The following is an 18,620-nucleotide window of genomic DNA, read 5'->3' as shown; positions in this document are numbered from 1 at the left end:
CAACGGTCCGTGACAGGCTCGGTTCGGCTTCATGTCGCCAGTGTTACGTCACACCTCGGCATAGCTGAGCTGCGGCTTCGCCTCGGAGGACGAACTCGATGCCGTCACCCGGCCCGCCGGGCGGCGAAGGTATACGGCCCAGGTGACCACGAAGCAGGCCGCGTAGAAGGCGAGGAAGGCGACGAACGCGCCGGTGCCGGAGCCGTAGGAGAGGAAGGACTGCCGGAAGGCCAGGTTGATGCCGACGCCGCCCAGCGCGCCGACCGCCCCGATGAGTCCCATGGAGGCCCCGGAGAGCCGCCGGCCGTAGGCGGCCGCCTCCTCGCCCTGAAGCCCCTTGGCGACGGCCTTCGCCTGGAAGATGCCGGGGATCATCTTGTACGTCGACCCGTTGCCGAGGCCGGTGAGCACGAACAGCACCACGAAGACGGAGACGAACAGCGGCAGCGACTTCTGCATGCTGGCGAAGACCAGGACCGCGGTGGCGGCGGCCATGCCGACGTAGTTGTAGAGCGTGATGCGGGCGCCGCCGTAGCGGTCGGCCAGCCAGCCGCCGACGGGGCGGATCAGCGAGCCGAGCAGCGGGCCGATGAAGGTCAGGTAGGCCGCCTGGAGGGGCGTCCGGCCGAACTGGTTCGTCAGGACCTGGCCGAAGGCGAAGCTGTAGCCGATGAACGACCCGAACGTGCCGATGTAGAGGAAGGACATGATCCAGGTGTGGGCGTCCTTCGCGGAGTCGATCGCCGCGCCGGTGTCGTTCTTCACGGACGCCAGGTTGTCCATGTACAGCGCGGCGAGGGTCGCGGCGATCACGATCAGCGGGATGTAGATCCCGAGGAGCACGCGCGGACCGCCGCTCGCGCCGATGACGGCCAGGCCGGCGAGCTGCAGGACCGGCACACCGATGTTGCCGCCGCCCGCGTTCAGACCGAGCGCCCAGCCCTTCTTACGGAGGGGGAAGAAGGCGTTGATGTTGGTCATGGAGGAGGCGAAGTTGCCGCCGCCGATGCCCGCGAGCAGGCCGACCAGCAGGAACGTGCTGAAGGACGTCCCCGGCTCCATCACCGTGAACGCGGCGATCGTGGGGATCAGCAGCAGACCGGCCGAGACGATCGTCCAGTTCCGGCCGCCGAAGACCGCGACGGCGAAGGTGTACGGCACCCGGACGACCGCTCCGACCAGCGTCACCATCGACGTCAGCAGGAACTTGTCGGCCGGGGTGAGGCCGTACTCCGGGCCCATGAAGAGCACCAGCACGGACCACATGGTCCAGATCGAGAATCCGATGTGCTCGGAGAGGACGGAGAACACGAGGTTACGACGGGCGACGTTCTCGCCCTTCTCGTTCCAGAAGGCCTCGTTCTCCGGGTCCCACTCCTCGATCCAGCGGCTCCCCTTCTTCGGGGACGACGGGGACGACGCTGGTGCGGGGGCTGTACTCGGGGCTGTCATGACGCCTCCACGGTGCTCCGGGGCTCGGGTGGTTCGGGGGGATGAGCGGTGATGAGTCCCGAAGGTAGGGAGGGCGCGTTTCCGGGCTGTGGCTGTGGGTGACCGGAAAGGAACGTTGCTCTCACCTTGCGTGGGCGCCCGGTGAGAGGTTTCGGGGAGAGCTCAGCGCTGGGGGGCCTGGCCGTAGGGGTTGGGCTGCTGCGGCGGGTACTGGGCCGGGGGCTGCTGCGGGTACGGCTGAGGGTACGGCTGAGCCTGGGGTTGAGGGTACTGCTGGGGATACGGCTGGGGCTGAGCGTACGGCCCGGGCTGGCCGTACGGTCCGGGCTGGTGGGGCTGGTGTGACTGGTGGGGCTGGGGGTGCGGGTGCCCGTAGCCGCCGGGACCGCCCGTGGGCGCGGCGGGCGCGGCAGGGGTGACTGGGGCGGCGCCGTAGGGTCCGTACGGGCCCGCGGCCTGCCCCGGGAGACCGCCGCCATAGGGGTGCGCGCCCGGCGGCAGATACCGCAGCCGGCCCGTCTCGTCCGTCATCGGGAAGAACCCGGCGGCCTGGAGACGGGCGGCGAACTTGGCGTTGCGGCGCCGGGTGACGACGAGGCCGATGCCGAGGACGCCCATGAGTACGGCCCAGATGACGGCGGCGACGGCGAAGTCCGGTCCACTGGCGCCCAGCCGGATGCCGATGATCGCGCAGCCGGCGGTGGCGCCCAGCGCGCCGTACCCCATCCTCTTCTCGGCGTTCTTGCCGGTGAGGTCGAAGTTGATGCGGGCCTTGAGCAGCTCGAAGGCGTCCGGCACGAGGGGCGGCAGGGAGACGCCGTCGGAGGCGTTCGGATACTGCGCCCAGTTCTGCGCGGCACGCGCGCGTGCCTGCGGGCTCGGGTCCGGGAGGATCAGCATCACCAGCGCGGTGCTGCGTCCGCCGCCCTGCCGTACGTCCGCGTACTCGTACCCGAACTGCTGGGCCACGAAGGCCAGTCGGGCCAGCTTCTTCACCGAGGCCATGGCGCTGGTGAGCTCGACGGGCTCGCCTCCCGCCATCAGCCGAAGCATCTTCTGTATCTGCCGCTTGCTCACCGGCACTCACTCCCCCGTCGCCCGTCGCCCGTCGGCCGGACCGCTGTTCACTTACGCAACGCGAGGCAGTCTTCCACACGCCCCGGGCGCCGGGAATCGACGTCCGACCCGCCTTGACCTGCCCTTTACGGGCATCGCCGCAGGCAGGTCAAGGCGCTTCGGGCAGGTCAGGAGCTTCGGGCACGTCGGGAGATCCAGACGCTTCAGGCGCTTCGTGCGCTCCGGGCTCGGTGCGGCGACTTCGTCGCTCGTCCGTCCGGCCACAGCCGGGGCTTGCGGCGGGCCGCCAGGTCCTCCACCCAGCCGAAGCAGACGACACAGGCCGCCGTGAGCAGCCAGATCGCGGGCAGTTGCGCCCACGGGCTCTCCAGGAGCCAGCCGGCGTTCGCTTCCAGCCACGCGATGTTCCACAGGTGGTCCCACAGGGCCGACACCACCCCGATGCACACGCTGTGCCACAGGTAGATCGTCACGGCACGGGAGTTGAGCAGGGTGATCAGCCGGTCCCAGCGGCGCAGCCGGACGGGCCACTCGGTCCAGGACGGGCTGATGTGCAGCAGCAGCAGGACCGCCGCGAAGGACCACAGGGACTGGGCGAACGGCATGTCGTCCAGGTCGTGGCCCTCGCGCAGGTTCTGGCTCAGCGCGTACCAGAGGCCGGTCCCGGCGACCGCCGGGGCCAGCGACGGGACGACGTAGCGGGGCAGCCGGCGCAGGATGCCCTCCTGGTGCGCCATGCCCAGCAGCCAGCACGCGCCGAACGCGCCGAAGTCGACGACGCCGGCCTCCAGCCGCCAGCCCGGCACCGACAGCGCGCCGAACTCCAGGGCGGCGGACAGCGCGATCGGCGCGAGGATCGTCGGCCAGGGCAGCCGGCGCAGGGCGCGCAGCAGCAGCGGGGAGAGCAGGACGAACCAGAGGTAGGCGCGCAGGTACCAGAGCGGGACGCCCATGTCGGCGGCCCAGTCGTCGCCGATCAGCCCGTGCACGCCGGGCACGGTGTCGCCGTAGGGCGGGTCGCCCAGCGGCACGATCCAGAAGGCCAGCTGGAGCCACCACCAGGTGGAGTCCTCGTCGCCGTCCGGTCCCCAGCCCCCGGCCAGCATGCCGGTGAGGCCGACGGCGCCCAGCAGCCACAGCGGGGGCAGCAGCCGGCGCAGCCGCCCGCGGGCGACCTCCAGCGCGGGGCGCCTGGCCAGCGAGCGGGCCATGAGGTTGCCGGCGAGCGCGAACATCACGCCCATGGAGGGGAAGACGACGGGGAGCCAGGCCCAGCCCATCAGGTGGTAGAAGACGACGCGGAAGAGGGCGACGGCCCGGAGCAGATCGAAGTAGCGGTCCCGCCCCCCGCTCTTCTTGGCCTCCTTCTCGAGACCGGAGAGGTCGAGGGCGGCGGTCGATTCCGTCGGCTCGTTCGCTTGCGATGGCTGGGTGGATTCTGTCGGCTGGGTGGATTCCGTCGGCTCGGTGCTCTGGGTGCTCATCGGGCCGTGCCTCCGTCCGCGCTCGCCGCTGCCGGTGCGCCCGGCGGCGCGGCCACCTGCCCCTTGCGGCGGAGCTTCTGCCAGCGCAGCCGGCCGCCGGTCAGCGCGGTGATCCAGGACTGGAGCAGCACCATGTACATCAACTGCCGGTAGAGGAGTTGCTGGAGCGGGAGCGAGATCAGCGGGGTGAGGCGTTCGCGGTCCAGGACGAAGGCGTAGGCCGCGCAGCCCGCCTGGACGGCGAGGACGCCGAACCAGGCCGCGATCGTCTTGCCGGTCGGGCCGAACAGCAGGCCGTAGACGAGGAAGAGGTCGATGAGCGGGGCGAGCAGCGGCGCGACGACCATGAAGAGGGAGACGAGGGGCAGCCCGACGCGGCCGAAGCGCCCGGAGGGACCGCTCTCGATCAGCGCCCGGCGGTGCTTCCAGATCGCCTGCATGGTGCCGTAGCACCAGCGGTAGCGCTGGGACCACAGCTGCTGGACGGACTCGGGCGCCTCGGTCCAGGCCCGCGCCTTCTCCGCGTACACGACGTGCCAGCCGTCGCGGTGGATGGCCATGGTGATGTCGGTGTCCTCGGCGAGGGTGTCGTCGCTCATGCCGCCGACCCGGTCCAGCGCGGAGCGGCGAAAGGCCCCCACCGCGCCGGGGATGGTCGGCATGCAGCGCAGGACGTCGTACATCCGGCGGTCCAGGTTGAAGCCCATCACGTACTCGATGTGCTGCCATGCGCCGATGAGGGTGTCCTTGTTGCCGACCTTGGCATTGCCGGCGACGGCCCCGACCTGCGGGTCGGCGAAGGGCTGGACGAGTTCGCCGACCGTGGAGGGCTCGAAGACCGTGTCGCCGTCCATCATCACGATGAGGTCGTGCCGGGCGTTGGCGATGCCCCGGTTGAGGGCGGCGGGCTTGCCCGCGTTGAGCTGCCGGACGACGCGCACGCCGGGCAGGGCGAGGTCCTCGACGATCCGGGCGGTGCCGTCGCTGGAGCCGTCGTCGATGACGAGGATCTCGATCGGGTGCTCGCTCTTCATCAGCGAACGCACGGTGTTCTCGATGCACTTGGCCTCGTTGTAGGCCGGGACCAGCACCGACGCCGGTTCGGTGACCGGCGCGTCGGGACCCCAGACGAAGCCTTTGCGGCGGGTGCGGCGGGTGTGCAGCGCGGAGAGCAGCAGCATCAGGCCGAAGCGGGCGAAGACGAGGACGCCGATCACGGCGAGGCCGACGACCAGGACGGCGGTGATGTCGTCGGAGGCCGCGACCAGGAAGACCCAGGCCTTGCCCTTCCACAGGTCGAGTCCGCCGACCGGGGTGTGCGCGCTCGGCGCGTTCAGGGCCTCGGTGAGGTTCTCGAACTCGTAGCCCTTCCGCTGGAGTTCGGGCAGGTAGGCGTCGAGCGCCCGGACGGTCTGGGACCGGTCGCCGCCGGAGTCGTGCATCAGGACGATCGCGCCCTTGCCGTCCGCCGGAGTGGAGTTGCGGATGATCTCCCGCACGCCCGGCCGGCGCCAGTCCTCGCTGTCGGCGGTGGTGAAGACGGTGAGGTAGCCGCGGCTGCCGACGAACTCGGTGACCGGCCAGGTCTCGTCGTCGAGGGCGTCCGTGCTGGAGGAGTAGGGCGGCCGGAAGAGGGAGGTGCGGATGCCCGCCGCGCCCTCCAGGGCCAGCTGGTTCTGGGTGAGCTCCCAGTCGATGCGCTTGTTCGACTGGTAGGAGAGGTCGGGGTGGTTGAAGGTGTGCAGCCCGATCTCGTGGCCCTCGTCCACCATCCGCCGGACCAGGTCCGGGTAGCGGGAGGCCATGGTGCCGGTGATGAAGAAGACGGCGTGCGCGTCGTGCTTCTTGAGGACGTCGAGGACCACGGGGGTCCACTTGGGGTCGGGCCCGTCGTCGAAGGTGAGCACGATCCGGCCGTCGGGCACGTCCAGGCTGGTCTGCCGTCCGCCGCGGGTGTCGACGACCGGCCCGCCCTCGCGGATCAGCTCCGGCACCTTCTCGGCGGCGGCCTCGGGGCGGACGCGGTGGTCGGCGAGGATCTCGCTGTGCACGTAGCCGCGCAGCATCAGCATCGCCATCATCGCGAGCAGCACGACCATCGGCAGCAGATGCCGCAGCCGCAGCGGCATCGACCGACGGCGTTCAGGAGGCGGCGCCGACCCGTGCCCGGGACCGCCGGCGGCGTGCCCCGGGGCCCGGCCCCGCCCCTGTCGCCGGCCGGACCGCCGCCCGTGGCCGGGCCCTGCGCCGGCCGGCTCACCTCCCGATGAGCTTCCCGATGAGCTTCCCGACGACGAGGAAGACGGCGAGTGCGCGGGCTGCCCGACTGCGGACCGTCGGGCCGAACGTCGGCTGGTACGTGGTGCCATGAGAGGTGGTTCTCCGGGGACGAGGACGGACGAAAGGGACCCACGCCGCGAGTTCGGGCTGCGTGGAGTGAAGAGCGAGGCTGCAGAGAGTGGAGTGCAGATCGTGGAGTGAAGAGCGCGCGGTGAAAGGGCACTGCGCGAACGGGCGCAGAGCCGACCGGCACAGAGCCAACGGGCCGGAGCGGATCCGGTCGCGGTCGTCTCGGGAAAGTGGGCGGTCGGCCGCGGCGGGCGGGCGGTCGGCCCGGCACCGACCGCCGGACCACCGGACCGCCGGCATCGACCCGTCGGCCGACGCGGGCCCGGCCCCCTCAGGGGCCGGTATGCCGGGCGCCGCCGTCGGCGACCCGCGTGCGAGGGCCGGTTCAGGCCGCCGGGCTCGAGGCGGCCGGGGCCGGTTCCGGCGGGCCGTCGGCGACCGTGTTGGAGGCTCCTCCGGCCGGGGACGGCGAGGAGTCGGCCGACGGCGAAGCGGCGGGCGACGAGGGCGCGGGCGGCGGCGAGGACGCCGGCGGCGGTACGACCGGCGTGCTCGGGCGCGGCGTCGAAGGCGCCGAGGCCGTCGGCCCGGCGCTGGGCCGGGCGCTGCCGCTCGCCGAGGGCGGGGTCGCGCCGGACGGCCCGCCCGACGGAGCCGCGCTCCCCGACGCACCCGGCGCCGCGCTCACCCCCGGCTTGCCCGGCACCGCGCCCGGCGTGGACGCGGTGATCCCCGCGCCGCCCGGAAGCACCCCGCCCGGCGCCCCGGGTCGCGAGGTCGCGGAGTCCTCGGGCGTCTCCGAGTCGTCCACCTTGCCGGCCGCCGGCTTGTCGTCGGCCTTGCCCGGCACCGGTACCGGCAGCCAGGGCGCGACGGCGTTGCCGGACAGCAGCGTGGCCACGATGACGACGGCGTAGGCCCCGCACGCGGTGCCCACGAGGATGCCGATGCGGCGGAACGTCCGGCCGCGGCGGCCCGACTCGTCGACGAACACCGGGACGTCGGAGGCGGCGTCCGGACCGTCGGCCCGCCCCTTCTTCAGCGGGTCGAGCTGGACGGTCACCTCGCCCGGATCGTTGGCCTTGGCCTCGGCACCGCCGGGCTCTTCGCCCCAGGGATCCCGGAGATCGCTCGACCGTTCGTTTTCGGAAAGGCTGTTCGAGGCGTTCGAGGTCCCGGATGAACCGCTTTGCGGCAGTACGTCCAGCAATGATCGGTACTGCCGGGATCCTGCTCCCACGACCGGGATATCCCTGGTCGGCGGTGCCGCCTCCGGCCACTCCGGTTGGGCGTCTTCTCGCCAATTCTTCACGTGCGCTCTTCCCCCCACGGAACTGTTCTGGGTGCACCTACGACCCCGAGCACACGTCGCGGGAACCGGGCCCCCACCCAGTTCCCGTGCCCCATTTACCCCATTGTGCTCAGGTCGACGAATCTAGCGCAGGCATGGGCCCTGTGTTCGCGATGTGTCATATATGGACAGAAGTCATGTTCATGCCCATGTCCGAAAACAGTCCCTTGACGCAGCGCCGAGGAGCGGGGAGACAGGCACCTTTCGCCACACCAGTGACACGGGAGGGCCTGGCCGGCGAGCCCGGAGGGGCGCGGAACGCGGCCTCAGGCATGGCCGGAAATTCCACCGACACGAGCGAGGAATTGCCCATATTTGTCCGCGATTGAATAAAACCTTCAGCTCGGGTGAATTCCCGCACGCCCCGTTGACGCACACCCCGCTGGCGCACGCAACGGACCGGTGAGCCGGGTCCCGAGGCCCGGGTCCGCTCGACGTGCCGGCGCAACTGCTGTTTGGACGGTCACACAGGGCCCGGAACGGCAGAGAACCCCGTCCCTCGAAAGGGACGGGGTTCTCTGTCACATGGGATGAGTGGAGATGGCGGGAATCGAACCCGCGTCCAACGGTGCAGAATCAGGGCTTCTCCGTGTGCAGTTCGCTGTGATTTTCTCGGCCCCGGTGATCACGCGAACAAGTCGCCGACGGGCCCAGTCACTGTTTGATTTCCCTCTTCACCCCGTGACCGGGATCAAGGTTTAGTCCCCTAGATTATGCCAGGATCCGGATCGGGAACACTTCCGGGCTGACACCCATTAAGGGCCCTACACTCACTGCTTATTAGGCAGCGAGGGCGTAGGACTGGGAATCGCTCTTGGTATTGGCGATTATTTTTTGCGACATATGGTTTACGAGATCATTGCCGCTTCCTCGACACGCTTCCCCTGCTTCGACAGCCGCTGTCGAAACCGATCATCCCCATGTTGATTTTTCAATGCGCACACCGGTCGCCCGGTGCTGATGCCCATCGTACGTGACCGACGACCGACGATGCCACCGTATTCCCCGCGGCCACGCGCGCGTGGACGGCTAGGCGTGCCGCTGCCTGCGCTTGGCCGCCGCGATCACCCGGTCCGTCTCCCGGCGGTCCTGCTGCTCGCGCAGGGTCTGCCGCTTGTCGTACTCCTTCTTGCCGCGCGCCAGCGCGATCTCGGCCTTCGCCCGGCCGTCCTTGAAGTACAGGGCGAGGGGCACGATGGTGTGGCCCGTCTCCTCCGACTTCACCGCCAGCTTGTCGATCTCCTCGCGGTGCAGCAGCAGCTTGCGCTTGCGGCGCGCCGAGTGGTTGGTCCAGCTGCCCTGGCTGTACTCGGGGATGTGCGCGGCGTGCAGCCACGCCTCGTTCCCCTCGATCTGGACGAAGCCGTCGGTCAGCGAGGCGCGGCCCTGGCGCAGCGACTTCACCTCGGTGCCGGTGAGCACGAGGCCCGCCTCGTAGACGTCGATGATCGCGTAGTCGTGCCGGGCCTTCTTGTTCTGCGCGACGATCTTGCGCTTGCCGTCCTTGGCCTTGGCCGTGGCGGCCGCCCCGCCCTGCTTCGGCTGGGACTCCTTCGGTACGTACATTCCCTTGCTCATAGTCCCGCCATTTTCGCACCTGGAGGGGCCCGGAGGGAAAGCCGATTAGGGAGCCGACGGCCCGCGGGACCGGATTTACCGGGCCGACGCGTCCCCGAGTCCGCCCAGTACGGTCTCGGCGCGCTCCAGCGCTCCCTCGTCGGCCTCCAGGTCGGGCGTGATGCCCCGGCCGTCGACGCTGTGGCCGGAGGGGGTGCGGTAGTGCCCGACGGTCAGTTCGGCGACGGAGCCGTCGGGCAGCCGGCTCGGCATCTGGACCGAGCCCTTGCCGAAGGTGCGCGAGCCGACGACGACCGCGCGGCCGCGGTCCTGGAGGGCCCCGGTGAGCAGCTCGGCCGCGCTCATCGTGCCGCCGTCGACGAGCGCGACCAGGGGTCTGGCGGTGTCGCCGCCGGCCTCGGCGTGCAGGGCGTGCTGTTCGCCCTCGACGTCGTAGGTGGCCACGAGACCGCCGTCGAGGAAGGCGGAGGCGGCCGCGACGGCCTCGGTGACCAGTCCGCCGGAGTTGCCGCGCAGGTCCAGGACGATCCCGGCGCCGACCGGCGCCTGCCGGACGGCGGTGCGCACGCTGTCGCCGACGCCCTTGGTGAAGGCGGCGACGGTGATGACGGTGATGCCGTCGGCGCGGCTGCGGGCGGTGACGGAGTCCGTGGAGAGCAGGGCCCGGCGCATGGTCTCGGTCCACGCGTGCGTGCCGCGCTCCAGGCCGAGCCGGACCGTGGTGCCGGCGGAGGCGTCCTCGCCTGCGCCGTCACCGCGCAGTAAGGAGACGACGTCGGTGACCGGGAGGCCGTCGACGCTGCGGCCGTCGACCGTGCGCAGCCGGTCGCCGGAACGGATCCCGGCGGCGGCCGCGGGCGATCCCGACTGCACCTTGGTCACCTCGATCCGGCCGTCCCGCTCACTGCGCGCCTCCAGGCCGACGCCGGTGTAGCGGCCGTCCAGGGAGTCCTCGAACTCCTGGTACTCGCCCTCGGAGTAGACGGCGGCCCAGCGGTCCCCGCTGCGGCTGACGGCGCGCTCGGCGGCCTCCATCGGGGACTTGCCGCTCGCCGCGGCCTCCTCGGCGGCCCGGGTGACGTCCTCGGAGTGACCGGTGGGCGCGGGGGCGGGAGCGGCGTCCGAGGCGCCGACGCGCCCGTCACCCGGCTCCCTGGGCAGGGCTCCGGTCGCGGCACCGGCGACGAGCACGCTCGCGAACACCAATGTCAGGGCGGCCCCGCGGCCGAAACGGCGGGGCTGACAGAACAGGTCGCGGCCTGACATGGCGGTGAGTCTAGGGGAACGCGAAGGGCCGCACGGTCGGTTGACCGTACGGCCCTCGGGGCGTGCGTCACACCTTGAGGTACTTGCGCAGCGCGAAGAAAGCGGCCAGCGCGGGCATCAGCAGACTGGTGGCGAGGATGAGCGGAAGCTTCGTCAACACGGCGTCCCAGCCGATGAAGTTGATCAGGTTCAGCTTCTCGGACAGGGCCAGTCCGTGATCGATGATGAAGTAGCGGGCGATCACCAGGAATCCGCAGGCGACCGTGCCGCCGATGAGCCCGGCGACCGCCGCCTCGGCGATGAACGGCGCCTGGATGTAGAAGCCGGAGGCGCCGACGAGCCGCATGATCCCGGTCTCCCGCCGCCGGCTGAAGGCCGAGACGCGCACGGTGTTGACGATCAGCATCAGCGCGACGACGAGCATCAGCCCCATCACCGCCCGCGCCGCCCAGTTCATGCCGTTGAGCAGTTCGAAGAGGTTGTCCAGGATGCCCTTCTGGTCCTGCACGGACTGCACGCCGTCCCGCCCGTCGAAGGCGGTCGCGATGACCTGGTACTTCTCCGGGTCCTTCAGCTTGATGCGGTACGACTCCTGCATCTGGTCCGGCGTGAGGGAGCTGGCCAGCGGGGAGTCGCCGAACTGCTCCTTGTAGTGCTTGTACGCGTCGTCCTGCGACTCGTACGTCACCGAGTCGACGACGCCCATCTTGTCGAGGTCGGACTTGATCTGCTTCTTCTGGTCCGCGGTGACCGCGCCCTTGGCGCAGTTCGGGTCGGACTCGGCGTCGCTCTTGTTGCAGAGGAAGACCGAGACGTTGACCTTGTCGTACCAGTAGCCCTTCATCGTGGTGACCTGGTCGCTCATCAGGAGCGACCCGCCGAAGAGCGCCAGGGACAGGGCGACGGAGACGATGACGGCGAAGGTCATCGTCAGGTTGCGGCGGAGACCGACGCCGATCTCCGACAGTACGAACTGGGCGCGCATGGCGTGTTGTTCAGGCCTTTCCGAAAGACGGTCAGTGCTGGTAGCCGTAGACGCCGCGCGCCTGGTCGCGGACGAGCCGGCCCTGCTCCAGCTCGATGACGCGCTTGCGCATCTGGTCCACGATGTTCTGGTCGTGCGTCGCCATCAGGACGGTCGTGCCGGTCCGGTTGATCCGGTCCAGCAGCTTCATGATGCCGACGGAGGTCTGCGGGTCGAGGTTGCCGGTGGGCTCGTCCGCGATCAGCAGCTTGGGCCGGTTCACGAAGGCCCGCGCGATGGCCACGCGCTGCTGCTCACCGCCGGAGAGCTCGCCCGGCCTGCGGTCCTCCTTGCCGCCGAGCCCGACGAGGTCGAGCACCTGCGGCACGGACTTGCGGATCTCGCCCTTGGACTTGCCGATGACCTCCTGCGCGAAGGCCACGTTCTCCGCGACCGTCTTGTTGGGCAGCAGTCGGAAGTCCTGGAAGACCGTCCCCAGCTGGCGGCGCATCTGCGGCACCTTCCAGTTGGAGATGCGCGCGAGGTCCTTGCCCAGGACGTGCACCTGACCTTGACTGCACCGCTCCTCGCGGAGTATCAGCCGCAGGAAGGTGGACTTTCCGGAGCCGGAGGACCCGACGAGGAACACGAACTCGCCCTTCTCCACCTCTAGGGAGACATCCCTGAGTGCGGGGCGGGTCTGCTTGGGGTAGACCTTGGAGACGTTGTCGAATCGGATCACGGATGCACCACGGGTCGCCGGGGGTAGATGAGCGTGACCATACGCGAACCGAGGAGGGCGGCGCAGGCGTCGGGAAGGGTTGGGTGTGGCTTGTGCGTTTTTGTACCCGCCTTTGTACGTCCCCCGCGCTCCGGCCGCTCCCCGTTCGCTTCCCAGTCGCTCCCCGCTCGCGCTCCGGCCGCTCTCCGGGGGAGCCGCGCACCCTCCGGAGGAACCTGGCACAGTGGAGGGGGAACGTTCCCGTTCCCGTAGGCGTTGTGTACGTGGAACCGGTGCAAGGAGGGCGAGCGCATGACATACGACCGGCTGGTGTGCGCTAACTGCGCGGCGCCCGTGAGCGAGGGCCGGTGCCATGTGTGCCGCGCCAACCGCGAGCGGCTGCAGCAGGAGAACTTCTTCGCGGGCCTGAACCCGATGACGCTGATCGCGCTGCTGGTGGTGCTGGTGGCGGCGGTGGCGCTGCTCGCCCACCAGACCGCGTAACCGCACGGCACGTACGACGAGGGGCCCGGAGCGAACAGCTCCGGGCCCCCGTCTGCGTACGTCACGCACAGGTACGACTGCCTACCGTCAGGCAGTGGCTCCGCCGCGGCCCACGACGAGACGCGGGAGCACGCGGAAGCCGACGCCGCCGGCGATCATCGTGGCGGCGCCGATGATCAGGAACATGGTCTGACCGGCGCCGGTCTCGGCCAGCTCCTCGCCTCCGCCCTGGGCGACCGCGTCGGACGAGGTGTCGGTCAGCGCGGAGCTGCCGACCTCCTGGGTGGAGGTCCCGTCGGTGTCGGTACCGGTACCGGCGGAGCTGCTGCCGGACGAGGACGACCCGGCCGTGGTGCTGCCCTCCGAGGACGAGCCGGAGGACGTGTTGCCGCCGTTGCCGGAGCCGCCGTTGCCGGAGCCGCCGTTCTGGCTGCCGCCGTTCTGGCTGCCGCCGTTCTCGGTGCCGCCGTTCTCGGTGCCGCCGTTCTGGCTGCCGCCGTTCTCGGTGCCGCCGTTCTCGGTACCGCCGTTCTCGGTACCGCCGTTCTCGGTACCGCCGTTCTCGGTACCGCCGTTCTCCGTGCCGCCGTTCTCGGTACCGCCGTTCTCGGTGCCGCCGTTCTCCGTGCCGCCGTTCTCGGTACCGCCGTTCTCGGTACCGCCGTTCTCCGTGCCGCCGTTCTCGGTACCGCCGTTCTCCGTGCCGCCGTCGGTGCAGACCGCGACCGGGCAGGGCTCGGGCTCGTCGCCCGTCTGTACGCTGACTTCGGTCTCGGTGGACACCAGGCCGCTCAGGCCACCCTCGTCGCCGGCCGCCGAGGCGACCCCGGCCACCGTCAGCGAGGCGCCCGCGGCGATCACGGCGCCGGCGGCTATGCGCGCGACCCTGATCCGCGTCTTCTTGGTCATATGGTTGCTACCCCCAGTAGCTGATCGTCGATGAGGCCGCGCTCGGGACTGTGATCGACGGAGGCAGCTGAGACGCAGCTGGAGATGCTGCTGAAAGCCAAGTCCCCCGGTTCACATGCGTCCCGGAGATACGCATGCCACACTGCACCCTCCCCATTTTTCAAAGCAACGTCAAGGTCGTTGCGGGCGCAATGTCCAGGTCGGGGGGCTTTGCGAGACGGCGATGCTGTGAATGTGATGTAAAAAGCAACCGCCCCCGATTCAGGGGCGGTTGCCTTGTCGACAAACCTACTTCTCCTGCTGCTTGCGCCAGCGAATTCCGGCTTCGAGGAACCCGTCGATCTCACCGTTGAACACGGCCTCGGGGTTGCCCACTTCGAACTCGGTGCGCAGGTCCTTCACCATCTGGTACGGGTGCAGGACGTACGAACGCATCTGGTTGCCCCAGGAGTTGCCGCCGTCGCCCTTGAGGGCGTCCATCTTGGCCTGCTCCTCCTGCCGGCGCCGGTCGAGCAGCTTCGCCTGGAGGACGTTCATCGCGGACGCCTTGTTCTGGATCTGCGACCGCTCGTTCTGGCAGGAGACGACGATGCCGGTGGGGAGGTGGGTGAGGCGCACCGCCGAGTCGGTGGTGTTGACGCCCTGACCGCCGGGCCCGGAGGACCGGTAGACGTCCACCCGCAGCTCGGACTCGTCGATCTCGATGTGGTCGGTCTGCTCGACCACGGGAAGGATCTCGACGCCCGCGAACGAGGTCTGCCGACGCCCCTGGTTGTCGAAGGGCGAGATGCGCACGAGTCGGTGCGTGCCCTGCTCCACGGAGAGCGTCCCGTAGGCGTACGGCACCTGCACGGCGAAGGTGGTCGACTTGATGCCGGCCTCTTCGGCGTACGACGTCTCGTAGACCTCGGTCTTGTAGCCCTTCTGCTCCGCCCACCGCAGGTACATCCGCTGCAGCTTCTCCGCGAAGTCCGCGGCGTCGACGCCGCCGGCCTCGGCACGGATGTTCACGAGCGCCTCGCGGGAGTCGTACTCCCCGCTGAGCAGCGTGCGGACCTCCATCTCGTCCAGCGCCTTGCGGACGGCCGTCAGCTCGGACTCGGCCTCGGCACGGGTGTCCGGGTCGTCCTCCTCCTCGGCCATCTCGAACAGCACGGCGAGATCGTCGATCCGGCCGCGCAGCGCGTCCGCCTTCCTGACCTCGGCCTGGAGGTGGGACAGCTTGCTGGTGATCTTCTGCGCCTCGTCCGGGTTGTCCCACAGGGACGGCGCGGCCGCCTGCTCCTCGAGCACGGCGATGTCTGCCCTCAGCTTGTCGAGGTCCAGAACGGCCTCGATCGACTCCATGGTCGAGGAGAGGGACTTGAGCTCTTCGGATACATCGACGACTGCCACGCCTCCAGCGTAACGGCTCCGCCAACCGGGGAGTGCCGGTGACCGCTCCTTGCCTGCTCACCGGCCTCGCCGGGGGGGGGTCAGGGCGTAGCAGGCGCCGAGTTCTTCGTGTCCTGCGGGGTCGCCCCCGGGTCGTCGCCCGACGTGGCCGCCCAGGTCCCGGCGCCCACCGCGGCGACCAGGGCCGCCGCCGCCACGCCGAGCGTGATGCGGCGGCGGCGGGTGGCGGAACGGTTCCGTGCCGAGCCGGGGCGCGGGGCGCCGGCCGCCCGGGGGACCCGCGCGGTGCCGTGCGCGCCGCCCGCGAGCTCGTCCGGCGCGGGCACCCGCATCGAGGTGTGGGTGTCCCGGTTGGAGTCCGGCTTGGCGCCGGGCACCAGCGGGACCGAGCCGCGCCGTACCCGCCCGGCGGGGGCCGCCGGGGCGGAGGCGGCGGGCGCGGCCTCGGTCGGCTCGCCCCCCTCTCCCTCGGGGTCGGGCTCGTCCACGTCCAGCGGCGGCATGCCCGCGAGCGTCGGCAGCTGCTCGCGCAGCCGGGCGGCCAGCTCGGAGGCCCGCAGCCGGGACGCCGGGGCCTTCGCCAGGCACTGCACGATCAGCTGCCACAGCTCGTCCGGGATGCCGGGCAGCGGCGCGACGGACTCCGTGACATGGCGGCGCAGCACCGCGCCCGGGTGGCCGCCGCCGAACGGCGTGAAGCCCGCGAGCAGCTCGTAGAGCACCGTCGCCAGGGCGTAGATGTCGACCGAGGCGCGCGGCGGCAGGCCCTCCACGATCTCCGGCGCCAGGTAGTCGGGGGTGCCGATGATCTTCGTGGCGCGGGTCCGCTTGGGGGTGTCGATCAGTTTCGCGATGCCGAAGTCGGTCAGCAGGGCGCGGTGCGAGCCGCCGGGGCCGAGCGGGCCCTGCATGTCGAGGAGGACGTTCTCCGGCTTGACGTCGCGGTGCACGACCCCGGCCGCGTGCGCGGCGGCCAGTCCCTCGGCGACGTCCGCGACGATCGCCACGGCGGCCTCGGGCGCGAGCCGCCGGTCCCGTTCGAGCCGGGTGCGCAGGTCCGTGCCGCGGACCAGGTCCATGACCAGCGCCAGGTCGTTGCCGTCCACCACCAGGTCCCGGACGGACACCACGTGCGGGTGCTCCAGGCCGAGCAGGGCCGTGCGCTCCTGCACGAAGCGGCCCACGAGCTCCTCGTCGGAGGCGAGGTCCTCGCGCAGCAGCTTGACCGCGACGGGCCCGTCCGGTCCCTCGCCCAGCCACACCGTGCCGGCGCTGCCCCGTCCCAGGATCTGGTGGGCGGTGTACCGGCTGCCGATCTTCCGTGCCAAGACTGCTCCTACAGACGCGTGTTGCCCATCAAAGTACGCGTCCGAAGAGCCAACCTTCACCGCGGAGACGGAAATCACCCGCCAGATGTCGACAAGTCCATAAACCAGCGGTCGTCCTGGCCGGTCCGCGGGCCTCGCAGCATGCCTCGCAGCGTGCCTCGCGGCGGAACGGTCGGCGGGTCAGTTCCCGGGGGTGCCCGAGCCGCTGCCCGAGTCGCCGCCGAGGTCGCTGATCCAGCCGGTGACGTCCCCGATCCAGCCGGTGACCAGGTCCCAGTAGCTCTTGCCGGTGCCGATCCACCCCTGGAGCGGGCTGAACTCCCAGATCAGCCACCCGGCCACGAACAGGATGACGACCGTGAACAGGCAGCCCTTCAGACAGCCGAGGCCGGGGATCCGCATCGGGTTGGCGGTGCGCTGCCTCGGCTCGCGCGGCTGCCGGGGCTCCGGCGCGGGCCGCTGGCTCGGCTGCTGCTGGGGCGGCGGCGTGTACCGCTGCGGCTGCTGGGGCTGCGGCGGCGCGTACTGCTGTTGCTGCGGCGGTGGCGGCCCCTGATACCCGTATCCGGGCTGCTGCTGGGGCTGCTGACGCTGCGGAGGGCGCTGTTGCGGACGCTGCTGGTGCTGCGGCGGGTACGGCTGCTGTTGCTGCGGCGGCTGCTGCTGCGGGCGGGCGACCTGCCGCTGGGGGCGGCGGCGCAGCGGGTCCTCGCCGGGGTCCAGGAACTGCTGGACCTGGGTCTGCTCGTTGCGGTCGCGGGCGCCCTGCATCTGGGTCGCCCAGGGATGCGGCTGCTCGGGCTGCTGCCCCTGGTGTCCCGGCTGGTGCGGCGGCACCGGCGGCAGGACGGCCGTCGCGTCGGCCGCGCCCGGAACGCCCGGAGCGCCCGTGTGCGGCAGGACGGCGGTGGGGTCGGCGGCGCCCGCCGGGCCGGAGGTGTGCGGCAGGACGCTGGTCGCGGCGTTCGGGTCGAAGGCGCCGCCCGGCACGGTCGCGGGCGACGGGTCGGGCGCGAGCAGATGGCCGACGCCGTCCGCGGCGGCGATCTGCATCGAGTTCGCGTGCACCCCGATGCCCTCGGCGACGATCCGCAGCCCGCGCGCGAGGTTCTCGGCGCTGGGCCGTTCGTCGGGGTTCTTGCGCAGGCAGCGCTCGATGACCGTCCACAGCGGGTCGGGGACCGTGGACGGGCGGCGGGGCTCGGCGCTGAGGTGCTGGTGGAGGACCTCCAGGGCGGAGCCGCCGGAGAACGGCGGACGGCCGGTGACCAGCTCGTAGAGCAGGATGCCGGCCCCGTAGATGTCCACGGCCGAGGTCTGCGGGCGGCCCTCGGCGGACTCCGGCGCGATGTACGCGGGCGTGCCGACGAATTCGCTGGTCCGGGTCAGGCCCGGGGAGTCGGCGAGGCGCGCGATGCCGAAGTCGGTGAGCAGCGGGTGCATCTGCCCGCCCTCCTGCATGAGCAGGACGTTGGCCGGCTTCAGGTCGCGGTGCACGACGCCGTCGGCGTGGCTGGCGGCGAGCGCGTCGGCGATCTGCGCGGTGAGCAGGGCGGCGGCGACCGGCGTGAGGGGGCCGTTCTCGCGCAGGTAGCGATGCAGGTCGGGGCCTTCGACGAGGTCCATGACCAGCGCCAGCAGATCGCCCTCGACGACCAGGTCGCGGACCCGGACGATGTTCGGGTGGGTCAGGCGCAGCAGCACGGACCGCTCGCGCAGGAACCGCATGACGACGTCGGGGTCGCCCGCGAGCTCTTCCTTGAGGACCTTGATCGCGACGGTCTCTCCGGGCTGACCGGGCACGGCCGCCTCGGCGCCCGCGGTCTCGCGCTGGCGGGCTCGCCAGACGGTGCCCGTGGCGCCGCGTCCGAGCGGCTCCTCGAGCAGGTACTTGCTGCCGACTGGCCGCACGTCACGCGCTCCCTGCTGCTTGCTTGCCTGTTCCTGTCCGAATGTTCCGACCCACTGTAGTGCCGCGGTGCGGACACCGGGCTGTCGTCCTTATTCGAAGGAAAGACGCTTCGCCCGGTCCTCTTGGTTGCCGGGAGCCGGACGTGACCGATCTCAACTGATCACCGGCGACGCTGTTGTCCGGCACTTTTGCGGGCAGAGCCGACCAATCAAGATCACTTGTCACCGGGTGTGGGGCGCGTTGTCAGTGACAGGTGCGAGGATGCCTTCAGTACTGGCCGCTGTACTCGTGTGGGGTGGGGGGAAGTCCGCGCCCGTGCAGAAGGGACCG

14 protein-coding genes and 1 other RNA gene are annotated in these 18,620 nt (G+C 70.8%); 1 reads left to right on the top strand and 14 read right to left on the bottom strand.

What is annotated here, in order from left to right; genetic code table 11:
• Positions 1-48: 48 nt before the first annotated feature.
• The 10 genes from ACWCPF_RS02830 to ftsE all read right to left on the bottom strand — a co-directional run bounded on the left by ACWCPF_RS02830 (position 49) and on the right by ftsE (position 12,263).
• Positions 49-1,452: a nitrate/nitrite transporter gene (locus ACWCPF_RS02830; protein WP_451043171.1), complete on the bottom strand. Its 1,404-nt coding sequence runs from the start codon at positions 1,450-1,452 to the stop codon at positions 49-51.
• A 162-nt stretch (positions 1,453-1,614) separates the two neighbouring features.
• Positions 1,615-2,529 (bottom strand): hypothetical protein, encoded by a 915-nt coding sequence (locus ACWCPF_RS02825; RefSeq protein WP_451043170.1) that lies wholly within the window; start codon positions 2,527-2,529, stop codon positions 1,615-1,617.
• Between the two features lie 203 nt (positions 2,530-2,732).
• A complete protein-coding gene (locus tag ACWCPF_RS02820) occupies positions 2,733-4,013 on the bottom strand; it encodes an acyltransferase family protein (protein ID WP_451043169.1) in 1,281 nt (426 codons plus the stop codon).
• Positions 4,010-6,142: a bifunctional polysaccharide deacetylase/glycosyltransferase family 2 protein gene (locus ACWCPF_RS02815; protein ID WP_451043168.1), complete on the bottom strand. Its 2,133-nt coding sequence runs from the start codon at positions 6,140-6,142 to the stop codon at positions 4,010-4,012. Before ACWCPF_RS02815 ends, ACWCPF_RS02820 begins: the two co-directional genes overlap by 4 nt.
• A gap of 605 nt (positions 6,143-6,747) precedes the next feature.
• The gene (locus ACWCPF_RS02810; protein ID WP_451043167.1) at positions 6,748-7,425 is read right to left on the bottom strand and encodes a hypothetical protein; all 678 of its coding nucleotides are present in this window, start codon (positions 7,423-7,425) and stop codon (positions 6,748-6,750) included.
• An 820-nt stretch (positions 7,426-8,245) separates the two neighbouring features.
• Positions 8,246-8,633: a transfer-messenger RNA gene (gene ssrA / locus ACWCPF_RS02805) on the bottom strand.
• A gap of 109 nt (positions 8,634-8,742) precedes the next feature.
• On the bottom strand, positions 8,743-9,291 hold the full coding sequence (gene smpB, locus ACWCPF_RS02800; RefSeq protein ID WP_451043166.1) for an SsrA-binding protein SmpB: 549 nt from the start codon (positions 9,289-9,291) through the stop codon (positions 8,743-8,745).
• Positions 9,292-9,366: 75 nt separating this feature from the next.
• Positions 9,367-10,557, bottom strand: coding sequence for a S41 family peptidase (locus ACWCPF_RS02795; RefSeq protein ID WP_451043165.1), 1,191 nt, complete (start codon positions 10,555-10,557; stop codon positions 9,367-9,369).
• Between the two features lie 67 nt (positions 10,558-10,624).
• Positions 10,625-11,542, bottom strand: a complete 918-nt coding sequence (ftsX, locus tag ACWCPF_RS02790) for a permease-like cell division protein FtsX (RefSeq protein WP_451043164.1) — start codon at positions 11,540-11,542, stop codon at positions 10,625-10,627.
• 31 nt (positions 11,543-11,573) lie between these two features.
• Positions 11,574-12,263: a cell division ATP-binding protein FtsE gene (gene ftsE / locus ACWCPF_RS02785; RefSeq protein WP_451043163.1), complete on the bottom strand. Its 690-nt coding sequence runs from the start codon at positions 12,261-12,263 to the stop codon at positions 11,574-11,576.
• A 291-nt stretch (positions 12,264-12,554) separates the two neighbouring features.
• Between ftsE and ACWCPF_RS02780 the strand changes: the two genes are divergently transcribed.
• Positions 12,555-12,746, top strand: coding sequence for a hypothetical protein (locus tag ACWCPF_RS02780; protein ID WP_351917132.1), 192 nt, complete (start codon positions 12,555-12,557; stop codon positions 12,744-12,746).
• Between the two features lie 87 nt (positions 12,747-12,833).
• Here ACWCPF_RS02780 and ACWCPF_RS02775 read toward each other — a convergent pair whose 3' ends face one another.
• The 4 genes from ACWCPF_RS02775 to ACWCPF_RS02760 all read right to left on the bottom strand — a co-directional run bounded on the left by ACWCPF_RS02775 (position 12,834) and on the right by ACWCPF_RS02760 (position 18,289).
• Positions 12,834-13,655 carry a hypothetical protein gene (locus ACWCPF_RS02775; RefSeq protein ID WP_451043162.1) on the bottom strand — a complete coding sequence of 274 codons (822 nt, stop codon included), beginning with the start codon at positions 13,653-13,655 and terminating at the stop codon, positions 12,834-12,836.
• A gap of 288 nt (positions 13,656-13,943) precedes the next feature.
• Positions 13,944-15,050, bottom strand: a complete 1,107-nt coding sequence (prfB, locus tag ACWCPF_RS02770) for a peptide chain release factor 2 (protein WP_451043161.1) — start codon at positions 15,048-15,050, stop codon at positions 13,944-13,946.
• 80 nt (positions 15,051-15,130) lie between these two features.
• Positions 15,131-16,378 (bottom strand): serine/threonine-protein kinase, encoded by a 1,248-nt coding sequence (locus tag ACWCPF_RS02765; protein WP_451043160.1) that lies wholly within the window; start codon positions 16,376-16,378, stop codon positions 15,131-15,133.
• A gap of 180 nt (positions 16,379-16,558) precedes the next feature.
• Positions 16,559-18,289 (bottom strand): protein kinase domain-containing protein, encoded by a 1,731-nt coding sequence (locus ACWCPF_RS02760; protein ID WP_451043159.1) that lies wholly within the window; start codon positions 18,287-18,289, stop codon positions 16,559-16,561.
• Positions 18,290-18,620: the final 331 nt, after the last annotated feature.

The organism is Streptomyces sp. NPDC001858, assembly GCF_053594615.1.
This window is presented reverse-complemented; position numbering and strand designations above follow the sequence as displayed.